Source organism: Shewanella sp. BJSY2023SW005 (genome assembly GCF_047314585.1).
GTDB classification, from domain to species: domain Bacteria; phylum Pseudomonadota; class Gammaproteobacteria; order Enterobacterales; family Shewanellaceae; genus Shewanella; species Shewanella algae.
This window is the reverse complement of sequence record NZ_JBKORJ010000006.1, coordinates 20,211-36,772: the sequence shown is the minus strand read 5'-3', so window position 1 is coordinate 36,772 and position 16,562 is coordinate 20,211. Positions and strand designations below refer to the sequence as shown.

General features: G+C 58.3%; 16 protein-coding genes. All 16 read right to left on the bottom strand.

Annotation, left to right across the window (positions count from 1 at the left end):
• Positions 1–6 precede the first annotated feature (6 nt).
• The 16 genes from ACMHXI_RS00720 to recG all read right to left on the bottom strand — a co-directional run bounded on the left by ACMHXI_RS00720 (position 7) and on the right by recG (position 16,518).
• Positions 7–690 (bottom strand): DUF3261 domain-containing protein, encoded by a 684-nt coding sequence (locus ACMHXI_RS00720; RefSeq protein WP_096142504.1) that lies wholly within the window; start codon positions 688–690, stop codon positions 7–9.
• Complete coding sequence (locus tag ACMHXI_RS00715; RefSeq protein ID WP_345852046.1) at positions 687–1,943, bottom strand: NAD(P)/FAD-dependent oxidoreductase; 1,257 nt, start codon at positions 1,941–1,943, stop codon at positions 687–689. Before ACMHXI_RS00715 ends, ACMHXI_RS00720 begins: the two co-directional genes overlap by 4 nt.
• A complete protein-coding gene (locus tag ACMHXI_RS00710; RefSeq protein ID WP_345852044.1) occupies positions 1,940–4,297 on the bottom strand; it encodes an MMPL family transporter in 2,358 nt (785 codons plus the stop codon). The genes ACMHXI_RS00715 and ACMHXI_RS00710 overlap by 4 nt, the downstream gene beginning before the upstream one ends.
• Positions 4,297–5,148, bottom strand: coding sequence for an outer membrane lipoprotein carrier protein LolA (locus tag ACMHXI_RS00705; protein WP_413733732.1), 852 nt, complete (start codon positions 5,146–5,148; stop codon positions 4,297–4,299). Before ACMHXI_RS00705 ends, ACMHXI_RS00710 begins: the two co-directional genes overlap by 1 nt.
• Positions 5,145–5,582 (bottom strand): acyl-CoA thioesterase, encoded by a 438-nt coding sequence (locus ACMHXI_RS00700; RefSeq protein ID WP_221055564.1) that lies wholly within the window; start codon positions 5,580–5,582, stop codon positions 5,145–5,147. Before ACMHXI_RS00700 ends, ACMHXI_RS00705 begins: the two co-directional genes overlap by 4 nt.
• The gene (locus ACMHXI_RS00695) at positions 5,579–7,132 is read right to left on the bottom strand and encodes an HAL/PAL/TAL family ammonia-lyase (protein WP_208142234.1); all 1,554 of its coding nucleotides are present in this window, start codon (positions 7,130–7,132) and stop codon (positions 5,579–5,581) included. Before ACMHXI_RS00695 ends, ACMHXI_RS00700 begins: the two co-directional genes overlap by 4 nt.
• Complete coding sequence (locus ACMHXI_RS00690) at positions 7,129–8,841, bottom strand: glycosyltransferase family 2 protein (RefSeq protein WP_413733729.1); 1,713 nt, start codon at positions 8,839–8,841, stop codon at positions 7,129–7,131. The genes ACMHXI_RS00695 and ACMHXI_RS00690 overlap by 4 nt, the downstream gene beginning before the upstream one ends.
• The gene (locus ACMHXI_RS00685) at positions 8,838–9,200 is read right to left on the bottom strand and encodes a thioester dehydrase (RefSeq protein ID WP_413733727.1); all 363 of its coding nucleotides are present in this window, start codon (positions 9,198–9,200) and stop codon (positions 8,838–8,840) included. The genes ACMHXI_RS00690 and ACMHXI_RS00685 overlap by 4 nt, the downstream gene beginning before the upstream one ends.
• The gene (locus ACMHXI_RS00680) at positions 9,193–10,563 is read right to left on the bottom strand and encodes an AMP-binding protein (protein ID WP_413733725.1); all 1,371 of its coding nucleotides are present in this window, start codon (positions 10,561–10,563) and stop codon (positions 9,193–9,195) included. The genes ACMHXI_RS00685 and ACMHXI_RS00680 overlap by 8 nt, the downstream gene beginning before the upstream one ends.
• Before the next feature lie 10 nt (positions 10,564–10,573).
• On the bottom strand, positions 10,574–11,122 hold the full coding sequence (locus ACMHXI_RS00675) for a hypothetical protein (RefSeq protein WP_224867061.1): 549 nt from the start codon (positions 11,120–11,122) through the stop codon (positions 10,574–10,576).
• Positions 11,122–11,370 carry an acyl carrier protein gene (locus ACMHXI_RS00670; protein ID WP_025010131.1) on the bottom strand — a complete coding sequence of 83 codons (249 nt, stop codon included), beginning with the start codon at positions 11,368–11,370 and terminating at the stop codon, positions 11,122–11,124. Before ACMHXI_RS00670 ends, ACMHXI_RS00675 begins: the two co-directional genes overlap by 1 nt.
• Before the next feature lie 9 nt (positions 11,371–11,379).
• Positions 11,380–11,634, bottom strand: a complete 255-nt coding sequence (locus tag ACMHXI_RS00665; protein WP_025010130.1) for a phosphopantetheine-binding protein — start codon at positions 11,632–11,634, stop codon at positions 11,380–11,382.
• The gene (locus ACMHXI_RS00660) at positions 11,621–12,418 is read right to left on the bottom strand and encodes a lysophospholipid acyltransferase family protein (RefSeq protein WP_264920486.1); all 798 of its coding nucleotides are present in this window, start codon (positions 12,416–12,418) and stop codon (positions 11,621–11,623) included. Before ACMHXI_RS00660 ends, ACMHXI_RS00665 begins: the two co-directional genes overlap by 14 nt.
• The gene (locus ACMHXI_RS00655) at positions 12,415–13,143 is read right to left on the bottom strand and encodes a beta-ketoacyl synthase chain length factor (RefSeq protein WP_025010128.1); all 729 of its coding nucleotides are present in this window, start codon (positions 13,141–13,143) and stop codon (positions 12,415–12,417) included. The genes ACMHXI_RS00660 and ACMHXI_RS00655 overlap by 4 nt, the downstream gene beginning before the upstream one ends.
• A gap of 244 nt (positions 13,144–13,387) precedes the next feature.
• The gene (locus ACMHXI_RS00650) at positions 13,388–14,254 is read right to left on the bottom strand and encodes a DUF3014 domain-containing protein (protein ID WP_413733722.1); all 867 of its coding nucleotides are present in this window, start codon (positions 14,252–14,254) and stop codon (positions 13,388–13,390) included.
• A gap of 188 nt (positions 14,255–14,442) precedes the next feature.
• Positions 14,443–16,518 (bottom strand): ATP-dependent DNA helicase RecG, encoded by a 2,076-nt coding sequence (recG, locus tag ACMHXI_RS00645; RefSeq protein WP_413733720.1) that lies wholly within the window; start codon positions 16,516–16,518, stop codon positions 14,443–14,445.
• Positions 16,519–16,562: the final 44 nt, after the last annotated feature.

The following is a 16,562-nucleotide window of genomic DNA, read 5'->3' as shown; positions in this document are numbered from 1 at the left end:
TATCCATTACAGGGGCTTAATGTTCAGTTTTAAATCGGCCTGCGGCATGTTCATGGCCACTTCCGCATGCCAGATGTCGGGGCTGGAGTAACTTATCCGTATCAGCTCGCGATTGTCATTGCTCAGCAATACCCGGCACAGGACGGCGGCGCAATCTTCCAGTTTCACCCTGGCACCATCCAGATAAGCGTTCAGCTTTTCCTCCGGCCAATAGATGAGCTGCAGCAAGGCCAGCAGATATTCTGCTTTAAACTCATTACCGAGCAGCACACTCTGCTCGCTGGTCAGTGTATGTCCATCGTAGATCAAGGTAAACAGTGCTTGGCCCAGAGGTGCCAGCCCCACCACTGTCATCTGCTGCGGCTGCAGTTCCAGTTGGCTGATAAGCTCATGGCTCTGCTCCCCTCGTTGCAGCCGCACCTGCTGGCTGAGACTGAGCGTTTGCTCCAAAGTTTGAGCTTGAACCGAGTCACTGCCCTGGGGCTCATCTGGCTGCTTTGCGTCTTTGGCAGCCTTGGTATCAGAGGTTTGTCCCTTGGGCGCGGCCTGGTTCAGCGGCAGCGGCGCCAGACAATAACTGACATCCTTTGCCAGGGCAACGCAGGTTTGGCGATACAATAGCTGGCTGCAGCCACTCAGGCCAACCAGCACAGTGGCAAGCAGTAGCAAGCGGGTGACAGCGGCTGTCATAAGGCTTCCTCGACGGCGTCGCGGCAGAGGTTCACCACCAGATCCAATCTGCGCCGGGATTCACTGACAAAGGGGTTGTTGCTGTCCCAGGCGTAGCCCGCCAGGATAGAGCAAATCATCTGTTTTATTTTGGGGTTGGCGTCTTCAAAGAAGATCACCTCCTGGAATCTGCCGTCATACCAGGCTTCCACATAGGTGCGGAAGGTGTTGACCCCCAGCATCAAGGGCTCGGCATAATCCTGCTGCCAGTCTACCGCTTCCCCCTTGAGTTGGCGTACCAGACAGTCGCAGGCCAGACTGGCCGAGTGCATGGCTATGGTCACCCCGGAGGAGAATACCGGGTCGAGAAACTCACCGGCATTGCCCAGCAGGGCAAACTTGTCACTGGCCAGGGTGCTGACATTGGCCGAATAGCCCTTCAAGGTGGCGCAGTCGCGGATCACTCTGGCGTCCTTAAGCAGCGCCTCCAGCCCTGGCTCTTCATTGACTATGGTGCGCAGTTGCTGCTCCAGGCTGCCTTCGAGTCTTGCCAGCAGATGCGGTTCGGCCACCACCCCCAGCGAACAGGTGCCGTTACTGAAGGGGATCAACCAATACCAGATATCCTTGTTGCGCGGATGCACGCTGATAAGGATCTTGTTGCGGTCAAACTCCGGGTCGCTGATATTGTCCTCAATATGGGTAAAGATGGCCGAGCGGGCCGGCAGGCTGGAGGGGCATTCCAGATGCAGCAATCTTGGCAACACCCGGCCAAAGCCACTGGCATCCAGCAGATATTTGGCCTGCACTGAATAGACTCGTCCATTTTCGTCTGCCACTGTCAGCCGTGGCTCTGCGCTGAGATCCACCGCGGTGACCGTCTGGCCATAACGTATCTCTACCCCTTGGGTACTGGCGGTGTCGGCCAGCAGTTTGTCGAACTGGCCTCGGGGAACCTGAAAGGTGGTGCCGGGGCCCGGGGTAAACTTGTCACTGAAATCAAAGGTGGTGTAGCGGCCGTTGCGCCGAAAGGCGGCGCCGTTTTTAAACTGAAACCCGGCCTCGGCTACGGCTTCTGTCATCCCAGCCTGCTCCAGCACTGTCATGCAGCAGGGCAGCAGGCTCTCTCCGATGGAAAAGCGTGGAAATTGGGCCCGCTCCAGCACCAGGGCATCTACTCCTTGTTGTTTCAGCAGGCTGGCCGCGACCGAGCCGGATGGCCCGGCACCGATAATTACCACATCGACTTGTTCCACGGCATTGGCAGTGTTCACTTTGCATTCCTTGTAAGAGTTGAGGTTAGGGGAGCGAGTAACAGGGTAAAACCTATGCCCAGCGCCAGGGTTATGCCAAAGGCGGCAATGGCATAGGTGTCACTCAAAGCCAGCAGGCCAAAGGCCAGCAGGGTTGAGGCGGCAGACATCAGCACCGCCAACATCACGCCTCTGGGATGCTGTTTAGCTTCGGCAAAAAACAGGCTGTAGTCCACGCCTATGCCGAACACCAACACCAGTGCCAGGGCATGAAACAGGGTCAAGCCGCTGCCGAGCCAGCCAAGGGCGCCCAGAGTCAGAATCGCCGCCAGAGTCGGCACCAGCGCCACCCAAAGGCCGCGGCGCAAACCAAAGCGCCAGCTGAAAATCACCGCCGCCAGTGTCAGTGCCAGTGCCAGCATCAGCAGGGTCAATTGACGGTATTTGGCCATCAGCGCCGAGATATCGGCGACCTTGTCGACCAACTGCACGCCCGGGTTGCTGCTTGCCAGCTGCTTGAGGGCGTCGAGATCGTGGATGCCACCGAGCAGCACTATGGCGGCGTGAGCCGATATTCCGTCAGTGGGGGCGAGGTAGAGGTCACTCAGCCCTGAGGATTTAGCCCCTTCACTGGCGAGCCAGTCTGTGGCCGAGAGCGGCTGGAATTCGGCCCATTGCCTCGAGAGCGGCCCGGCAAGCTCGGCATTAAGCCCCAGGGTGTCCAAAACTGTATCTGTTTGGCGATAGATAAGTCCCTGCAGCTGATGATCTTGCTGCTGGCGTTTGATGCTTGGCAAATAGCGGGCGATATTCACGCTGTTGCCGAGTTTGCCTTCAGCAATCAAACGCTTGAGCCCGGGCGCCAGCTGTTCGAGACGCTGCAGCATCTCCTCGGCGCTGTCACCCCGAACCAGCAGGAACTGATTGTCCGTGCCGCCACTCAGCAGTTGCCTGAGAGCATTTTCCGGCTCGCTGACCGCTGGTGGGCTGCTCTGCAGCGCCCGGATATCATCGTTGGCCTTGAGGTTAATGCCGCCAAACAGCAGCAGTAACCCCAGTGGCACTAGGATTAACAGACTGCTGCGCCGACCGAGAGCTTGCCAGAGATTCAGCAAGCGTCCAGCCAGCGCCAGGCGGCTGTCTCCGGCAAGCAAAGGGCTGGCGGCTATGGCCGGGTAAGCCAGCAGCAGTGTCAGCCAGGTGAAAATCAGCCCGCTGGCACAGAACACGGCCACTTGTTGCATGCCGGGAAAAGGCGCCAGGCCTATGCCCAGGTAAGCGCCGACACTGGTGAGCAAGGCCAGGGTCACGGCCGGGAATATCAGGCCAATCACCTGTCTGGGAGAAGCCTTGGGATGTTGCAAGCGCTCGCAGTAGAAGTGAAAGCTGTAGTCGATGGCGATACCGATAAGGCTGGTGCCGAACACCAGCGTCAGCAGATGCAGTTCGCCAAACAGTGTTAGGGTAGTGACTGTCGCCGCCAGAAATCCACTGCCCAGGGTGAGCAGTGCCACCGTCAGCGGCATCAAGGAGCGAAACGCCAGCAGCACCAGCAGAATCACTCCAAGCAGGGAGACTAATCCGATACGGTTGATCTCGCTCTTGGCCGATTCTGTGGCGGCCGCGGCATGAAACAGGGCGCCGGCCTTGAGCACTCGAATATCTTGCGGCAGAGGCGCCAAGGCCTGCTCCAGCGCCTTGAGCTGGATTGCCTGTTGCTGCGGGTTAAAGGCGCTGCCTATGCCCTCGGCCATCACTATGGCTGCATACTGGCCTTGCGGCGTTGGCGCCAACAGTATGCCCTCGGCCTGGATGAGACTGCGGCCCTCGGCCAGCGACTTGAGCCAGTCGGGGAACAACAACAGCGGATCTTCGGCAATCAGGTCGCTGCCGGCGGCGCCAAAGGCGCTGTAGAGCTGTTGCTGCGCGTTTTGAATCAGAGTGGTTAATTCACCGCTAGCGAGTTGCTGCCTCTGGCTGTCACTGAGCAGCCCCATGCGATAGGGGAAATAGAAACGCCCCAGGGCGCTGAAGCTGTTGGCCTCGGCGCTGCGCACTCTCTTAAAGGCGCCTTGCTCCTTTTCCAGCGCACTCAGTAGCTGTTTGCCGGCGTCGATCGCCTGAGGCTTATCCTTGGCAATCAGGCCGATATACACTTGATTGCCCAGTTTCTGCTCCATGCGTTTCAGCGCCGCTTCGGCGAGCGGATCTTCCTGTACCTTGGGCAGCATGGCGAGAATGTCGCTCTGAATACGGCCGCCCTGTTGCCACTGCCAGACACCAAGCAGAATAAGCAGCGTCAGCAGCCCCAGCCACAACAGCAGGCCAGCAGGCGCCGAGAGCCTGGGACGAGAGCGCTCAGGGCGAGGCGACATCAGGGGGCCACCTCGGGAAAGAAGCGAGCGCGCTCGCTGTCATTGAGTGGGGATTTATCCAGTTCAGAGAAGAATATCTGGCTGATATCGCCGTTCTTGGCCAGCAGGGTCAGAGATTCGAGATCCTTATTGCCTTCGAGCACCATTTGCGGCAGCAGAGCCGCCATTGTCTGTTCCTTGGCCTTGAGTCCCAGTTGCCAATGACCCGCTTGGTCATTGAGCAGATAGAGTTCAAACCCTTGGCTCAATGCCTGAATATCACCGGAGAGCAGGGATTGCATCATGCGAGGCAGCATTTCAGCCATGGCTGCCGGGCCGGCATCGGCCTTGGTGACACTGAGCTTGCCCTGGCTGTCCTGCTGGATAAGCTCGCCCTGTTTCAGCAGCAAGAGGTTGCCAAAGGGAGTCTGCTGTTGCCAGAGCATGCCCAGTTCTCGCTGAAACAGAAATTCGCCGCTGCTGCGAAGTGGTTGTTTCAGCACCCTGAGCCAGCGCACCTGCTCAAACTGGCCTCGGCTGCTGTCGCTGAGGGCCATCTTAGTGCTTAACTGCTGCAGAGTCTGCTCTGTGGCCGGGTTGGCAAAGAGTTTGTCGAATGCCTGTGCCTCCGGCCTGATTTTTCCCTTGGCTTCGGCGGCCAGCACTGCCACCGGCTCTGTCTGAGTGTTATCAGCCGCCACTTTTCCCAATGCCATAGTGGCTGGCGCCACTTCTCCCAATGCCATAGTGGCTGGCGCCACTTCCCCTAAAGCCATGTTGCTGCAAGCGGCGCCAAACCAAACCAGTCCCAGCAGCCCAAGCAGTAAGGCGGGCTGCCGAGTGAGCCGAAAGCCGAAAGCTGAGGGTTTCATGGTTTGGCCTCGGCGGCCGCGATGAAGGGCGCCAGGCGCTCACGGAACACCGGCGGGGTCACCAAGCACAGTTCCTGAGTCTGCATATCCACTGCGGCCTGTATGGTGTAGCCCTTGGTGAGGCGCTCACCGCTGGCGGCGTCGCAAATCTGGTAGTTAATCTTCAGTCGATTTTCCCACTCAACCAAGGCGGCACTCACCCGGATCTTCTGCTCGAAACGGCTGGGTTTGACGTATTTCAGCTGCAGATCCACTATCGGCCAGGCGTAACCTGACTCCTGCATTCGGCTGTAGCCGTAGTCGAACCTGTCCAGCAGCTTGCAGCGGGCTATCTCAAAATAACGCAGATAGTTGCCATGCCAGGTAATGCCCATGGAGTCGACATCGTGGAAGGGGATCTCCAGCTCTATTTCAGTGCTGAGGATGGCTTTCATCGGCACACCTCCCACTCCCCGGCTTGGATCTTGGCCAGGGTTTGCCGCAACAAGGCTTCCAGCGGCCTGTCTTCAATCAAGAGTTCAAAGTCGGCTTCCAGCTGCGCCAGGGTGGTAGCTACTGACTCGGTCAGCGACTCACGTTCCAGTTCACCGGCGAGCAGGCGCAGGCGGATCCCCTGACTCATGGCCAGCAGTGCGGCAGCGGCCACCTGCTCGGTCAGTTCCAGCACCCGCAGGGCGTCACGGGCGGCAATGGTGCCCATGCTGACCTTGTCCTGGTTGTGACACTCGGTAGAGCGCGAGAACACGCTGGCGGGCATAGTGTGTTTCAGTGCCTCGGCGGTCCAGGCCGAGCAACCTATCTGCACTGCCTTGAAACCGTGGTTGATGGGGCTGCGCTCGCCCTGGCTGGCCGACAGGTTGGCCGGCAGGCCGTTGTTGAATTTGGGATCCATCACCAGAGCCATCTGCCTGTCCAGCAGGTCCGCCAAATTGGCCACCGCATTCTTGAGGCTGTCCATGGCAAAAGCGATATGGCCACCATAGAAGTGGCCGCCATGGAGAATATGTTCCCCCTCGCCGTCCACTATCGGGTTGTCGTTGGCGCTGTTGAGTTCGGTCTCGATAAACTGGCGCATAAAGGGCAGGGCATCGGCCAAGACCCCGATAATGTGCGGCGCGCAGCGAATCGAATATCTGTCCTGCAGTCTGTCAGAGTTGCGTGGGTGCTCGTGGTGGTTGAGGTCTTCACGGATCCAGGCCGCGACCTGGTTCTGCCCCGGGTGCGGCTTGGCGGCAAACAGTATCTCGTCGAAATGGTTGGAGTTGCCCTTGAGCGTCAGTGAGGCCATGGCGGTAATGCGGGCGCACAGGCGGCTCAGGTACTCGGCCCTGTCATAGGCCAGACAAGCCAGCGCCGTCATCACGGCGGTGCCGTTCATCAGTGCCAGGCCCTCTTTGGGCCTGAGCTTGAGGGCGCTGATCCCAAGTTCGGCATAGACCTCGCTGGTGGCGCGGCGCTGTCCTTGATAGAAGACCTCCCGTTCGCCAACCAGTGCGGCGGCCAGATAAGACAGTGGCGTGAGATCGCCGCTGGCACCCACAGAGCCTTCCTCCGGGATCACCGGCACTATGTTGAGGTTCAGCAGCAGGGCTATGCGCTCCAGCAGCTCATAGCTGACACCGGACTTACCCACGGCCAGTGAGTTGAGGCGACAGGCCATCACGGCTCTGGCCTGAGGGATTTCCAGCACCTTGCCCATGCCGCAGCCATGAAAGCGCGACAGATGCAGCGGCAGCTCGTGTACCAGATCCGGGCCGACATTGACGGTACAGGAGTCGCCATAGCCTGTGGTGACCCCATAGACCACGCCTTCTTCATGAAGCAGGCTGTCGATAAAGCGGGCGCCGCGCTGGATATAGTCACGGTACTCTGCACTGGCGTTGAGGGTTACCGGCGCTCCTTTGGCAATGGCGACCACCTGTTCCAGTGTCAGTGATGTTTGGCCGAAGCCGACCGTCTTGGTGGCCTTAACTGTTGCGCTCATGAATTGTCCTTGGGGCGGTCAGCAACTTGGTCCTGCCGCCAAAAATCGAAAAAGTTAAACCACTGCAGTGGTGCCTTGCGGGCAAAATGTTCCAGCCGCTGGGCATAGAGGCCGGCGGCCTGTTGCAGTCGCTGCTGCCGCTCGGCTCTCGGGCCTTTGAGACTCTGCTCGAAGGGCTCGAGCCAGACCTTATAGCCCTGCTGTTCCCGCAGGCAGAACATGGTGTAGATGGGGCAGTCCAGCAGCCCGGCCAGAATAAAGGGGCCCTGGGGGAAGGGCGCCATCTCGCCGAGGAATGGCACTTTCACCGTGCGACCCGGGCTGTGGCTGGAGGTGCGATCGGCGGCTATCACCACCAATTCACCGGCCTCGACCTTGCTTTGCAGCAACATGGAGGTGGCCGGGTTGAGTTCGGTGACCTGGAGTAAGTTGAGTTCACTGTCCGGGTTCAGCTGCTTGAGCACCCGGTTGAAGTTTTCGGCATTGCGGGTCATCACCATCACATTGACCTTCACCTTGCGCTGGTGAATGGAGATGGCGCGGCACAGCTCGATATTGCCAAGGTGGGACACCAGCAACACGGCTCCCTGGCCGCTCTGCAACTGCTCGGCCAACTGCTGACGGTCGCTGAACTCCACCTGTTGCAAACGAATGCGATCGCACCAGGCATCGATGCGATCCAGCGCGGCATTGCCGAAGGCGAAGAAGTGGCGCAGGCTGTCGCGCCAAGTCACCGGCTGACTTAGGCTCGGGTGCTGTGGCTCCAGTGCCTGTACCCGCTTTAGAAACGCTTGTGACGCCTCGCGGGCCTGTCGCCCTGTGATAAAGAAGTAACAGATCACCGGGTACATGATCGCCCGTGCCAGCCAGTGTCCGCCGAAACGATAGCTTTCGGCCAGCAGCTTGATACCCCAGTAGCAGCCCCGTTCCTTGACGTTGGACCAATGGGCGCCTTGGGGGTTGTCTTGTGCCGCTTGGATTGGCCCCAGTTTCTGCCCCTTGAGCTTGCGCCACAGCATGGAGAAAAACAGCCTGGTGTGCAGCTTGCTGATCCTCACATTGTCGGCCAGCCCCTGAAAATGGCTGCTGCCGTCTTCCGGGTAGATCACCTTGGTGGGAATATGTTCTATGGCAACACCGCGCCAGTAGAGACGCACCATGACTTCGATATCAAAGTCCATCCGCTCGCCGAGGGCTTCGCTGCGAAGCAGGGCCTCGGTGGCCGCCAGTGGATAGATTCGAAAGCCGCACATGGAATCGCGGATATCCAGGCTCAGGGTCTCGACCCAGACCCAAAAATGGGTCAGGTAACGGCCGTAGAGCCGACCCTTGGGCACGGAATCATCATATTGCGGCAGGCCGGAGATCAGCGCCTTGGGGTTGAGCTGCGCCCTGGCGATTAGCGCCGGAATATCTTCCAGATTATGTTGGCCGTCGGCGTCCACCTGTAGGCCATGGGAAAAACCCGCGGCCCAGGCGGCGCGCAGGCCTGTCATCACGGCGGCGCCCTTGCCGCGGTTATAAGGGTGATGTAGCAGGCTGACCCAGTCGCTCTGTTGTTCGGACAACTGTTGCAACAGATAGCGGGTCTCATCGTCGCTGCCGTCGTTGATCAAAAAGCAGGGCAGCCCCAGCGGTTTGAGGGCTTCCAGCGTCGCAGCGATATGGCCCCTGTGGTTGTAATTGGGGATGATCAGCGCCAGCTTCATTGCTTGGCCTCTGTCTTGAAGGCGATACGACCCGAGCCGAACTTCTGTTCGCCGTCGCTGTAGCTGAAGCTCAGTTTGCCCTTGGCGGGGTTATTGCTGATGCTGAGGGTGACTTGCATATTTGGCAACAGCAGTTGCTGAAACTTGAGCACCTCGAGTACCGCGACTTCGGCATCATAGCCGAATGCCTGGCTGCCGAGACGCACGGCCCAGTCCAGTTGAGTCACGCCGGGCAATACCGGCTGGCCGGGAAAGTGGCCGGCAAACATAGGCAGCTCGGCCGGAATGCTCAGGCGCCAACTGGCTTCATTGTTCTGATGCCGGTGTTGAACAATGGGCGGAAGAACAGACTTAATCATGATCAAACAGCTCGAGAATATCGTTTTTGAGCAACTTGCCCTGGGCATTGAGTGGCAGCTGCTGTGGATAGCGCCAGCGCCTTGGCAGAGTCACACGTTCAAATTGGCTCAGCAGATGGGCCTTGAGGGCGTTGTTGATGCTGAGTTTGCCCTCGGCTTCGAGCTGTGCCTTGCCAGCGGCGGAAAGCTCTACCGCCGCGCCCAGTTGCACTCTGGGGTTTTCCAGCAGCACCAGATGCGATTGGGTCACCCAGGGATGGGCGTTGAGCAAGGTTTCCATCTGCACCAGAGACAGGCGCTTTTCCTCTATCTTGACGATGCGGTCCAAGCGGCCTTCGAGGCAGAACTGGCCTTCGCCCAGCAGCCGAACCTTGTCTTCACAGCGGTATTGGTCGTCATCTTCGAGATAGGGCGAGCGCAGCAGCAAAGCGCCGTCGCTGTCATTGCTCAGCTCCATGGGGGCAAAGGCCTGCCAGGGCGTGTCGCTGCTCTGTTGGCGCCGATAACCTATGCCGCCGGTTTCCGTGCTGCCGTAGACCTCGATTGGCAGGCTACCGTAGCAGCGCTTGACCCCTTGGGCGGCTTCCAGGCTCAGGGGCCCGCCGGAGCTGAAGATCAGGCTGGGAGTGTGCAGCTGGCGTTCATGTTCCAGCGCATCCGGCAGCCTCGACAGCTGCGCCGGGCTGCTGATCAGGCACAGGTTGGGAAACAGGGCGGTGTAATAACTCAGGGTTTCCGGGTATTCCACCAGATCGCTGAGGAAGGGGCGACTGGCCGCCAGTGGCCAGAGAATCTTAAACAGCAAGCCATAGATATGCTGGTGGCTGACGGTGGCAATCACACTGCACTGTGGCAGGTGAGCGGCGAAGGTCTGCTCCAGCACACTGACTTCGGCATCCAGTTGCTGCAGGCGCTTGCGAACCGCCTTGGGTTGGCCGCTGGAGCCTGAGGTGAACAGCAGCAGTTCGCCGAACTCATCCCCCTCGGCCATCTGCGGCCAGGGCGAGTGGGGCAGTGACAGCTCTTTTTTCAGCTCGAGCCAGATCTTGCCCTCACACAGGGGGCGGTCTGACACTATGGCATCAAACTCCTGGGTCAGTTCGCTCAGAGTCCCCGGCTGAGTGTTGGCCGGCAGTATGATCTGCTTGCCCGACAACAGGGCTGCACAGAGGCCAACGGCGAACAGATCGCTGCTGTCGCAGGCCAGTAACCAACGCTTTTCCGACCGGGCTTGCAGGCGTTGATGCAGATGATAGACCTGGGTGGCGAACAGTGAACCCGTGACTATGTCATGGTGGTTAAAACTGATCAGTTGTTGCCCTGCTGGGCCTTGGGTAAGCCAGGTTTTCAATAACTCTGTCATAACTGTCCCTTTATGATCGCTTCAGACAAAAGTGGCGATAGAGCCATTCTCCGCCACCGAGCAGCCCCATCAGCAGATAGGCTATCAGGCCGTTGTACAGGGTCCAGGTCTCCAGGCTGGTAAGCAGCGCCGTATAAGCCGCCATGCCGCCGTTGAAGACAAACAGACCACACCAGAGTTGTGTGACCCTTACCAGGTAGGGCCTGGCTTCCTCGGGCAGATCCGGCTCGGCCAACCTAGCCAGACGTTCCACCATGCTGGGACCTTTAAGCAGCGAAGAGGCAAACAGCACCAGCATGCAGGCATTGACCAGCACAGGGTAGTACAGCAGCCAGTCCTGACGCTTGGCGAGCAAGCTGCCGAGCGCCAGCAGTAACCCCAGAACGACCGGAGCGGCCAGCGCCTTGAGCTTTTGCTTCCCCAGCAGCAACCTGGCGCCGAGCAAGGCCGCCAGCAAGAGTGCCAGACCATTGCCCGGCAGATAGTTCAGCCCTAGATATACCGCCAGGGGATATCCCAGCAGCAACAGGGCCGTGACTGTCTGAGCCAGGGCACGCATCAGTCTTTAACCAGTCCCTCGATGGCGTTAACCACGTCGTTGACCGTCCGTACCGACTTGAATTCATCGGGCTGGATCTTTTTGCCGGTCAGCTGTTGCAGTTTGATCACCAGATCCACCGCATCAATGCTGTCCAGATCCAGCTCTTCATAGAGGGAAGCCTCAGGGGTTATCGCCTCGGCATCCACTTCAAACTCATCGACCAGGATCTTGCTCAGCATTTCCAATATCTGTTCACGGCTTTGCATGAGCACCTCCTACGCGCGCTGGGATTCGATAAACGCGGCAAGGCTGGCAACACTGTAAAAGTGGGCCTTGGTTGCCTCTGAGTTGGCTTCGATCTTGACATCGAACTGCTTCTTGATCGCCAAGCCCAGCTCAAGTGCATCGATGGAATCCAGTCCCAACCCCTCACCGAACAGCGGTGCTTCGGTATCTATATCGTCGATACTGATATCCTCAAGATCGAGGCAATCTATGATTAGCTGTTTAATTTCGTTATGTAAGCTCATAATTTATATCTAATTGTTGTTTGTAATAGGTTTCCAGATCTCTGGTGAGTTGGCGTGCCATCCGGGCATCGCCACCGCTTTCGGCATCATACCTCAGATGCGCTATGCTTGCCCCGGTTTCCACTTGCATCTGTATGGTGCGTCTCGGGATTTCGTACCAGGGATCCTGTTTGGTGAGTCCGGGATGGACCACCCTGAGTACCACTGGCAGAATATCGGCCCCGGTGCGCAGGGCGATATTGGCCGAACCGCGGGCAAAGGGATTGATCACTGCGCCTTTTACCGTGCGTGTGCCCTCGGGAAAGATGATCAGATTGGTGCCTCTGGCCAACACTTCACGGCAGTCCTGTAGCAGCAGATCGGCGCCGCGATTGGGAATATAGCCGGCGGCGGAGACGACTCCGCGCAGAAAGGGGTTACGCCACAGTCCCTGTTTTACTATGCAGCCGGCATTGGGCATCAGGCTGATTAACACCACCACATCTATGAGGGTGGGGTGATTGGCAATCACCACCATGCCTTTGGCCTGCTGTAATCGCTGCAGATTTACCGTGCTGACCCTGACCACGCCGGCCCAGGTCAGCATATGCACAAAGCCGCGGAACATGTAGTGCACCGCTTTTTGTACTCTTTGAATGCGCACATCGCGCTCGCCGGGCCAGAACCTCAGCACAGGTAAAATGGTCAAGGAGCTCAGCAAGCCGCCAAGGCCGAAGGCGATATAACAGCTGATGCCGGCGAGCCAACGGGGAAAATAGCCGATACCGGTTGCCGGGGCTGTCATAGCGGCTCCCTTGAGGGTTCCAGCTGCCAATGCCAATGGGCCAGTTGCCCCTGGATTGCCGTGCCGTTTGCCAGTGCCTGCAGCAGTGCGCCGAAGCTCAGCGGCTGCCCGGCGCCGGTCTGCTGGCTCAGGGTAACTCGGGCGATGCCGGTAACATCGGCCGGGGCCAGCTGCAGAGACAAGGCCAGTGGCAGTTCCATCTCTTGGGTAAATTCATCATAGACGGGCGGCACAGGGTCATCGCCGAACACCAATAGCAGGGGGCTGGGGTCCTCGGCCAACTGGGCCCAGGCTTCCAACATGGCTTGGGATAGGGTATCTGTGCCCGCCGCCACTGAAGTGGAAGCGCCAGTATTACCCGTGACTATGCCAAACAGACCGCTGGCGGTGTTGTGAACCGATTGGCTGAAACCCATGGGAGAGAGCGGCTGCCTGGCAATAATATCCTGCAGCAGTTCTATGGTGCGATTGAGTTCGCCATGGCGCGAGGCAAATACGCTGCGGCATTGGCTGGGGGCTTCAGCCTGAAAGGCGGCTTCCAGCATCATCTTGCTCAGGCGGCTGAAACGGCGCCGCTGCATGGCGGCAACCTGGGGTAACTTGGGGGCAATGCGATCGCTGTCATCAAGGGCGCAGTTGCTACTTTGCCACTGCTGCCAATCTTGCTGCTGTTGATACTCCGGGGACCAGGCTCCCCAGGAGAGAATACTGAACGCTAGTTGCACTGCTTTGCCTCTGACACAGATCTTTGTTGCTATCCCTTACGGGTCGTGAGGGAGTGAATCTGTCGGGTCGGAATGCGACCGCCGTACCGATTGCCCGTTCCCTCTGAAACACCGGTACAAAGGGCCATATTCTACACTGAAAGTACGGGTTTTAAGAAGGGGTTTAGGTTACAGCTAAAGATCAGTTACAACTTTTCGCTAACAAGGGAATCACCCGGCGGGCGCCGGGTGATTCAGATGCCGCTCAGTTGCTCAGCTGGCTCTGCAGCCGCCGCAGTACCGTCTTGATCTTACGAGTGTTGTCGGGACCCATACGTACCAGCATTTTCTGCGCGTTGGGCAGTGTTTCCAGTTTGGGATCGACAAACTTGTAGTTCACGCTGATGGCGTACAGCTCGATAGGATCTTCTATCACTGGGGTTGCCAACAGCACCTTGATGGCTTGTTGCATCCGCTCATCGAATTTGAGATTGGGGTAACCCAGCTCATCGAAGGCCTGCTCCAGCAGCGGCGACAACTGACGATAGGTGTTGAGCAACTGCTCGTCGTTGAGGCCGGTGAGGAAGTCGGCGTAAAGGTCGTATCTGTGGTAGCTATCCGGATCCAGATAGGTCTTGTTGGAGATTTCAGATACTGTGAAGGTGTCGCTCGGGCCTTTCATCGGACTGGTTTTACGGGCCAGTTCGCCTTGGGCCAGATTATCGACAAACACCACGAACTGGCGTACCAGATCTTGTTCAACCAGCAGTGGCTCTATCTTCATGCCATCAGCCATTGCCACGGCCTTTTCATGAACATATTCATCACTTTCGGCCAGTGAAGGCAGAGGTTGTTCCGGCTCGACTTCGGGCTGAACCACTTCAGGTTCTGGCTCGGGTACGGTTTCAGGTTCAGGCACCGGGACTTGGGTTTGCAGCGGTTCGCTGGGAGCGGGTTCGGGGAGTTCAACCTGGGTGGGCTCTGCTGCTTGCTGCGGCTCTTGTTCGCCGCTGAAATAGTAGTAGGCTCCTCCTGCAATCAGCAATACCAACACCAATAGGATGATAGCAATGCCACTGTTGCCAGAGGACTTTTCCTGCGGCGCGATTCTATCTTCTTGATTGACTTGCATTGGATTTCCTTTCATTGATACCTGTGAGGCAGCGCCTCTCCCATTCTGCAAATATTGGCCATCTTGTCCAGCGTTCGGCCGCCTGGCAGCAGGATTTATTTGTGAAATATTGCCAGTAGAGCAGATCCTGTGGTGATTGACTTGAACCCCGGCTGAACTCTCGGCAACTTTGTGACGTTTTTAGCGCACTAGGCCTGAACATACTGCTGCCGGTCGCCCAGCCAACGCTGAATGATGGCATCGACATTCTCCGGTGCCTGGCTCATCACGTGGCGAGCCAGTTTCTGGATGTGGGGAATAAGCGCCTGATCCCGTACCAGATTGGCCACCTTCATATCGGCTATACCTGTCTGGCGGGTGCCCAACACTTCACCCGGGCCGCGGATCTCCAGATCTTTTTGGGCAATGACAAAGCCGTCGTTGCTCTGACGCAATACTCCAAGCCGTTTGGTAGCCGTGTGTGACAGCGGTGCCTTATACAGCAGGACGCAGTGGCTGGCCACGGCGCCGCGACCGACCCGGCCGCGCAACTGGTGCAGCTGTGCCAGCCCGAGCCGTTCCGGGTTTTCGATGATCATCAGACTGGCGTTGGGCACATCGACCCCCACTTCAATGACTGTGGTGGCCACCAACAACTTGAGGTCGCCGCGTTTGAAGCTGTCCATGACTTGTTGTTTTTCAGCGCTCTTCATTCGGCCATGTACCAGGCCTATGCTCAGCTCCGGCAGGGCGGTACGCAGTTCTTCGCAGGTGTCTTCGGCTGCCTGGCATTCGAGCACTTCGGATTCTTCGATAAGGGTGCAGACCCAGTAGGCCTGGCGACCGTCATTGAGCGCCGCCTGACGTACCCTGTCGATCACCTCCTGACGCCGACTGTCACTGATGGCCACTGTGGTGACCGGGGTACGCCCCGGCGGTAACTCGTCGATGATGGAGGTATCCAAATCCGCATAGGCGGTCATTGCCAGGGTGCGGGGAATAGGGGTCGCCGTCATGATCAGCTGGTGGGGATGAAAACCCTGGCTGATGCCTTTCTCTCTCAGCCCCAGGCGCTGATGTACGCCGAATCTGTGTTGCTCATCTATGATGATCAACGCCAGCTTGTGAAACTGTACCTGCTCTTGAAAGATGGCGTGGGTACCTATCACCATGTGGGCACTGCCGGAGGCGATATCCTCCAGCGACTGGGCCCTGGCCTTGCCCTTGAGCTTGCCCGCCAGCCAGCCGACTTTGAGCCCCAATGGCTCCAGCCATTGACTGAAATTAATTGCATGTTGCTCGGCCAACAGCTCAGTGGGTGCCATCATGGCCACCTGATAACCGTTTTCTATCGCCTGCAGCGCGGCCATGGCCGCCACCAGGGTCTTGCCCGAGCCGACGTCGCCCTGAACCAGGCGCATCATGGGTTGCGGTTTTTCAATATCGCGGCCGATATCTGCCACCACTCGCTGCTGCGCCCCCGTAGGTTTAAAGGGCAAGGCGGCGAGGAAGGGATTGAGTAAAGCGCCGGTGGCCGGCAAAGGCACGGCTTTGTCATGATTACTGCGCTCTCTGAGCTTGAGCATAGACAGGTTATGCGCCAGCAGTTCTTCCTGCACCAGGCGTTGCTGCGCCGGGTGTTGCCCCTGTTCCAGACGGTAGATATCGACATCCGCCGGGGGCCTATGCAGGGTGCGCACCGCCTGAGCCAGGCTTTGCTGATTGGGGCGCAGCGCCTCGGGTAGCAACTCCTGCAGTCCGTCCTCCTGCAGCAGGTTTAGAGCCTGCTCGGTCAATTTCATCCAACTGGCCTGCTTGAGCCCTTCAGTGGTGGGATAGATGGGCGTCAGGGTTTCACTGAGGTTGGGTGGTTCGTCGCCTTTGAGTATCTTGTAATCCGGATGAATGATCTCGGCCTGGTGGTTACCTCGGCGCACTTCGCCGTAGGCTCTAATGGTCAGCCCTTGTTGCATGGCATTGCGCTGGGCGGCAGAGAAATTGAAGAACCTCAGGGTCATGGTGCCGCTGTCATCACGGACATTGCAGATCAACATGCGCTTGCGGCCATTGATTATCTGGCTGGACTGAATTTCGGCTTCTATGGTGCCGTAGCTTCCGGGTGTGAGGCTGGCTATGGGGTAGATGCGGGTTCTGTCTTCGTAGCGCAGCGGCAGGTGGAACAGCAGATCCTGTACCGTGTTGATTCCGAGCTTGTGCAGTTTCTCAGCCATTTTAGCGGCTACGCCCTTGAGCTCGGTGATAGCAATAAGATCCAGTCTCTGCAAACCTTTAGCACCGGATTACTGTGAATTTATACATATACTATCAG

Bases quoted from the DNA above. Each gene is read 5' to 3' on its own strand.
- ACMHXI_RS00675 (WP_224867061.1), bottom strand. From the start codon at position 11,122: ATGCGTGCCCTGGCTCAGACAGTCACGGCCCTGTTGCTGCTGGGATAT.
- ACMHXI_RS00720 (WP_096142504.1), bottom strand. From the start codon at position 690: ATGACAGCCGCTGTCACCCGCTTGCTACTGCTTGCCACTGTGCTGGTT.
- ACMHXI_RS00710 (WP_345852044.1), bottom strand. From the start codon at position 4,297: ATGTCGCCTCGCCCTGAGCGCTCTCGTCCCAGGCTCTCGGCGCCTGCT.
- ACMHXI_RS00695 (WP_208142234.1), bottom strand. From the start codon at position 7,132: ATGAGCGCAACAGTTAAGGCCACCAAGACGGTCGGCTTCGGCCAAACA.
- ACMHXI_RS00705 (WP_413733732.1), bottom strand. From the start codon at position 5,148: ATGAAACCCTCAGCTTTCGGCTTTCGGCTCACTCGGCAGCCCGCCTTA.
- ACMHXI_RS00665 (WP_025010130.1), bottom strand. From the start codon at position 11,634: ATGAGCTTACATAACGAAATTAAACAGCTAATCATAGATTGCCTCGAT.
- ACMHXI_RS00700 (WP_221055564.1), bottom strand. From the start codon at position 5,582: ATGAAAGCCATCCTCAGCACTGAAATAGAGCTGGAGATCCCCTTCCAC.
- ACMHXI_RS00690 (WP_413733729.1), bottom strand. From the start codon at position 8,841: ATGAAGCTGGCGCTGATCATCCCCAATTACAACCACAGGGGCCATATC.
- ACMHXI_RS00650 (WP_413733722.1), bottom strand. From the start codon at position 14,254: ATGCAAGTCAATCAAGAAGATAGAATCGCGCCGCAGGAAAAGTCCTCT.
- ACMHXI_RS00660 (WP_264920486.1), bottom strand. From the start codon at position 12,418: ATGACAGCCCCGGCAACCGGTATCGGCTATTTTCCCCGTTGGCTCGCC.
- ACMHXI_RS00685 (WP_413733727.1), bottom strand. From the start codon at position 9,200: ATGATTAAGTCTGTTCTTCCGCCCATTGTTCAACACCGGCATCAGAAC.
- ACMHXI_RS00670 (WP_025010131.1), bottom strand. From the start codon at position 11,370: ATGCAAAGCCGTGAACAGATATTGGAAATGCTGAGCAAGATCCTGGTC.
- ACMHXI_RS00680 (WP_413733725.1), bottom strand. From the start codon at position 10,563: ATGACAGAGTTATTGAAAACCTGGCTTACCCAAGGCCCAGCAGGGCAA.